Origin of the sequence: Sunxiuqinia dokdonensis (assembly GCF_001270965.1) — a bacterium.
Taxonomy (GTDB): domain Bacteria; phylum Bacteroidota; class Bacteroidia; order Bacteroidales; family Prolixibacteraceae; genus Sunxiuqinia; species Sunxiuqinia dokdonensis.
Map to the genome: position 1 here is coordinate 1 of NZ_LGIA01000075.1, position 5,018 is coordinate 5,018.

7 protein-coding genes are annotated in these 5,018 nt (G+C 45.2%); 4 read left to right on the plus strand and 3 right to left on the minus strand.

All coding sequences use genetic code 11. From position 1 onward, the window contains the following. Positions 1 to 99: 99 nt before the first annotated feature. Positions 100 to 765, minus strand: a complete 666-nt coding sequence (locus NC99_RS06495; protein ID WP_053181158.1) for a hypothetical protein — start codon at positions 763 to 765, stop codon at positions 100 to 102. A gap of 345 nt (positions 766 to 1,110) precedes the next feature. On the opposite strand from NC99_RS06495, the gene NC99_RS21840 reads away from it, so the two are divergent. Next, complete coding sequence (locus NC99_RS21840) at positions 1,111 to 1,263, plus strand: hypothetical protein (RefSeq protein WP_157624574.1); 153 nt, start codon at positions 1,111 to 1,113, stop codon at positions 1,261 to 1,263. A 492-nt stretch (positions 1,264 to 1,755) separates the two neighbouring features. Here the strand turns inward: NC99_RS21840 and NC99_RS06500 are convergent, their stop codons facing one another. After that, positions 1,756 to 1,938 carry a hypothetical protein gene (locus NC99_RS06500; protein WP_157624577.1) on the minus strand — a complete coding sequence of 61 codons (183 nt, stop codon included), beginning with the start codon at positions 1,936 to 1,938 and terminating at the stop codon, positions 1,756 to 1,758. Between the two features lie 19 nt (positions 1,939 to 1,957). Between NC99_RS06500 and NC99_RS06505 the strand changes: the two genes are divergently transcribed. Further along, the gene (locus NC99_RS06505) at positions 1,958 to 2,281 is read left to right on the plus strand and encodes a nucleotidyltransferase family protein (protein ID WP_053181164.1); all 324 of its coding nucleotides are present in this window, start codon (positions 1,958 to 1,960) and stop codon (positions 2,279 to 2,281) included. Further along, entirely contained in the window at positions 2,250 to 2,594 is a 345-nt protein-coding gene (locus NC99_RS06510; protein ID WP_053181166.1) for a HepT-like ribonuclease domain-containing protein, read from the plus strand. The genes NC99_RS06505 and NC99_RS06510 overlap by 32 nt, the downstream gene beginning before the upstream one ends. Before the next feature lie 417 nt (positions 2,595 to 3,011). Here NC99_RS06510 and NC99_RS06515 read toward each other — a convergent pair whose 3' ends face one another. Beyond that, positions 3,012 to 3,875, minus strand: a complete 864-nt coding sequence (locus NC99_RS06515) for an ROK family protein (protein ID WP_053181169.1) — start codon at positions 3,873 to 3,875, stop codon at positions 3,012 to 3,014. A gap of 147 nt (positions 3,876 to 4,022) precedes the next feature. Here NC99_RS06515 and NC99_RS06520 point away from each other — a divergent pair. Next, the coding region (locus NC99_RS06520; protein WP_053181172.1) for an Sb-PDE family phosphodiesterase at positions 4,023 to 5,018 on the plus strand (996 nt) is incomplete at its 3' end.

Consider the following 5,018-nt stretch of genomic DNA (forward strand, 5'->3'; position numbering starts at 1 on the left):
GGATCCTTTTTTATAATTGCCGGGCAAAGAAAAGGCCCCGTTTCCGGGGCCCCAGGTGTAAAATCAACGATCACCCCAATCGTTCACCCAAATTTCTTCTTAATGCTCGTCTTCCGGTATGGTATCTTTCGAACCATAAATCACATAGTCGTTGTAACAAGCCGGATTCACATCGTCCCATATTTTTTTGCCCACCTCACATACTTCCGCGATGATGGCATAAATTTCATTGGCTTTTTCTTCGCGCTCAAAGGTTTTCGCTTCACGTGTCGAAATCATCAACCGTTGTTCGTCAATGGCGTCGTCCAACCCGGTAGCCGTTTCTTCAATCATTACCAGCATTTCTTCGGTAATGCTTCGTTTGGCCAGTTTATCCATCATGTTGCGACAGGTGGTACATACATGCTTGGCATAAATCAGCAAATCCTGTTCTTTCATGGTTTGCAACTTGGCAAAACGCAGCGACCGGTATTCCACCGATTTTTCACCCAAAGCCAGTTTTGCCCGAAAACGCAGATCGCCCAACTGGTCAGTCAGGCTCACCAGCAGTTTCTTTTTGGCATCGGTCCGAAGCATCTGCTGGCCTTCCCAATATTCGTCCGATGGCAGGTTCCTGAAATAATCTACTTTACTTTTTAACCCGAGGCGGTACTCCTCGTCATAACCCATTCCTGAAAATTGTTCGGCGTCCCGCTGCAGCAGGGTATCAATACGGTCGCCACGTTGAGTCAGGCTCCCAAAACTAAAATTGAAGTTTGTTGACATGATTAGTTGTTTATTAGTTCGACTTATGGTTTTATTATGATCATACAAATTAGAACTTTAACATTTAAAATAAAATAGTAAAGTGACAGTTTTTTTAAATTTTTTGAATTTTTTTTATTGATCAGTTTTGTCTTCACCAAACCTCTTTTTAGCATATTTAAAGCTAAAAAAGCTTATTCAGCATAAAAAATAGCTTGATACGGTTAAAAATGGATAGAGGAAACCCACTTTTGACCTTTTTTAGCACTAAATGGCTCTCTAGAACGAAAAAAATAGGTAAATGCCATTACCAGAGCGGTAAATGAGGCTACCAGAGCGGTAGATGAGCTTACCAGATCGGAAAACATGATAACCAGAGCGGTAGATGTGTTAACCAGAGCAGTAGATGCCATTACCAGAGCCGAAAACACCACAACCGACAAAGAGAACACCTCAACCAACAAAGTCAACTCCACGCCGGACGATCTTTTTGCAAAAAAGCAACGGAACAAATGTTGAAAACTCGGATCAAAAGGCGCTTGTATGAAAAATAAAATTGGGTTAAATTGCACATGGTTTTTTTTGTTTAAAGGTTAGTTGATAGGGTGTGTTTTCCATCCCTTGGGGTTTGGAGAGCGCACCTTTAAAACAAAGGACCTAAGCCCGAAGGGCTTCAAGCTCCAGCCCGCGCAAGGCCGTGGAAAAACAGGATTAATCCCCTAACGGGGAAGGTTTACGCTGGTAATCTGTTCTCTGCTATGGATATTGTTCTCCTACGGGGAAATCGCCAAGCTCGTTGATTCCATTTTCCGAACCTATTTCTGAATCATCTCCTTTTTTCCCATAGGGAATCCATATCCATAGAAATGACCGGGCCGCCAGCTGTATTTCCCCAGAGGGGATGAATCAATTCTATTCGATCGGTTTGTGGATAGCTCCCGCGCCAACCCTTTCGCCTAGCCTAACAAATACCAAACAACAAATTTGCTCCCGCCCCTTCAGGGCTATCCATTAAACGGGCATCTCAAATAACAGGGCGTTGCCCTGCCCTGGTGCTTTTGCGCCGTTGGCGCGTAGCGGAAGAAAGCACACGGAAAACGAACTAAGCCCGAAGGGCTTCAAGCAGCAGCCGGCAGCAACACCGTGGGGAAACTTACCCGTTTCGCCGTAAATCCCAAAATTGAGAATGGGCATTATTTTGTAACTTTGAATCATGAAAATCATTCAACAACATATCAAGGAATTAAAAAAGCTATGTGAGCAATACCACGTAGCCGAATTAGATGTGTTTGGATCAGTGGTTTCGGAACGATTTACCAGCGATAGCGATATTGACTTTTTAGTCCGGTTTTCTGGTGTTGAGCCTTTGGATTACTTCGATAATTATATGGACTTCAAAGCTGATTTAGAAAAACTGTTTTCCAGGAAGATTGACTTGGTTGAAGTACAAGCCATCAAAAACCCTATTCTGAAGCAGTCGATTGATCGGGATAAAATCAATTTATATGGACGAGAGGATACTAAAGTGGCTGTTTGATATTAAAATTGCGATTGACGAAATAGACAGCTACTTTTTAGAAACGCCAAAGGATTTTAAGCATTATTCTTCGAATATTATCCTGAAACGTGCGATTGAGCGCGATTTGGAAATCATCGGTGAAGCTGTTAACCGCATTCTCAAGCAAGATGAGACCTTTCCAATCAAAAATGCAAAAAAAATCATCGGCTTAAGGAATCAGATCATTCATGCCTATGATAACATTTCGGATGAAAACATCTGGGCAGTCATTCAAAAACACATCCCTTTATTGAAGATTGAGGTTGAAGACCTGATTGATAAGGCAACTTAAGAAATCAGGTTGCCCACCACTCCCGCGCCAACCCTTTCGCCTAGCCTAATAAATAACAAACAACTAAATTGCTCCCGCCCCTTCAGGGCTATCCATTAAACGGGCATCTCAAATAACAGGGCGTTGCCCTGCCCTGTTACTTTTGCGTCCTTGGCGCGGAGCGGAAGAAAGCACACGGAAAACGAACCAAGCCTGAAGGGCTTTAAGCACCAGCCCGCGGCAAGGCCGTGGGAAAACAGGCAACCCTGAGTTCATCGCCCTGAAAGGGCAACAGCCATAATTTGAGTCCTTCATTGAAACAAAATAGACCATTCTCGCTGGTCAGCCTCTTTTGTTTGGGTTTGCCTGCCTTACAACTCCTTAATTTTCAGATTTCAGAACCAGACTTTGTTGCCATGATTTTTACGCCAGATGTGTTTATCGCTTGGGTTCCCGGGCCTGGCTGAAGGCATCAATCACCAACGACGAAGCACCAAGCACAGCGCTGTTACTCAGGTCCGACACTTCAATTTTCAGTGCCTGATACAGACGCTGGTAGGGAAACTCGTTGGCCAGCACCGAACGCATGCCGCCTTCAAACAAATGATACGATTGGCTGACCGACCCACCGAGGATGATGGCTTCGGGTGCCAGCGCAAAAAGCACGTTGCCAATGGCCCGTCCAATGTGTTCGCCTAGCTCGAAAAACGACTGGTTGGCCTGCTCATCGCCTTGTTCCGCTTTTTCGGCCATGACTTTTCCCGACAGGTTCTGATCTTTAAAAAACTGCCCACTGGCATAGGCTTCCACAGTTTTGTCACGATAATAAATGGTTCCAAATTCGCCGGCTCCGCAAAAACGCCCCGAGTACAGGTGCGAGTTCAGAATGATTCCCGCGCCTAAGCCAGTACCCAGCGTGACACCCACGAAATTCCTGAAATTCTGTCCTTTGCCAAAATACCGTTCACCTACGGCAAAACAGTTGGCATCATTATTCACAAACACCGGTTTATGGAAACGATCTTCCAGCATTTGTTTCAGTGGCACCCGATCCCACGAAGGAATGTTCACCACATCCAGCACTTCGTTGGTTTCCAGATCAACCAGACCGGGCACACCAATACCAATTCCCGAAACCTGGGATGACCAGACTTGCTGAATGGCATCGCCAACCAATTCAACCACCCGGTCTTTTGTTTCTTCGGAAGGGGTGGAACAAGCATATTCCTGAACAATTTGCTTTTCGCGAATGCGTGCGACACTGATTTTTGTACCGCCAATATCAACGCCAATAATCTCCATACTTTTGGGTTTTGATTTAGGTTTATGGATTATTCAGGTAAAGATAAGTCTTCATTCTTGATAATCGGAGCACAAACAACAATTCTTTAACAGCGTTAATACAATCAAACCAAAGGTTTTATATAACTTGCACCAAAAATTTTAATCATGATTCAGCTCAAACCAAACGCGATTTTCACCATGCTTCTCATTTTGATGGGCTCTCTTTTGTGCTCGGCTCAAAACCGTGTAGAAGTGAACATTCCCGATATTCCGGGCTATCGAACGTTGAAGTGCGATTTCCATATGCATACTGTTTTTTCCGATGGCGATGTATGGCCAACCGTGCGGGTTCAGGAAGCCTGGCTGGAAGGACTGGATGCCATTGCCATTACCGATCACATTGAATATTTGCCCCATTCGCAAGATTTGCAAAGCGACCACAACCGCTCCTTTGAAATTGCCGAGCCCCTGGCCGACCAGATGGGAATCGTGCTGATTCGTGGAACAGAGATCACCCGCAAGATGCCTCCCGGACACCTGAATGCACTTTTTATTAAGAATGCCAACTTATTGGAACGCGAAAACTGGTGGGACGCCTGTGTGGAAGCAAGGGAGCAGGGTGCATTTATTTTTTGGAATCACCCGGGGTGGAAAGCACAACAGCCGGACACCACACGCTGGTGGGACGAGCACACCCGTTTGCTGAATGCAGGCATGCTCAACGGTATCGAGGTGTATAATTACAAGGAATTTTATCCGGAAGCGCTGGAGTGGGCCCGGCAAAAGAAATTGACAGTGATGGCCAATTCCGATATGCATTCGCCGGCGACCATGGAGTATGGAACCAAGCACCGGCCCATGACTTTGGTATTTGCCACCGACAAGTCGCAGGGAGCCATCAAGCAAGCTTTGAAAGACAATCGTACAGTGGCGTACTTCGACAACCAGCTGGTGGGCGATCGCCAGTATCTTACGCCGTTATTTTTCGGATCAATAAAAATAAAAAACAAAAAGCTGGAGCTGGAAAACCATCAAATTCAAAAAGTACAAATTCACAATGCCAGCGATATCGATTTTCATTTGAAATTGCGTCAGCCGGCGATCGGCTTATCCTGCCCCGAAGAAATTACACTGGAAGCACATCGCACGGTTTTTATTGAT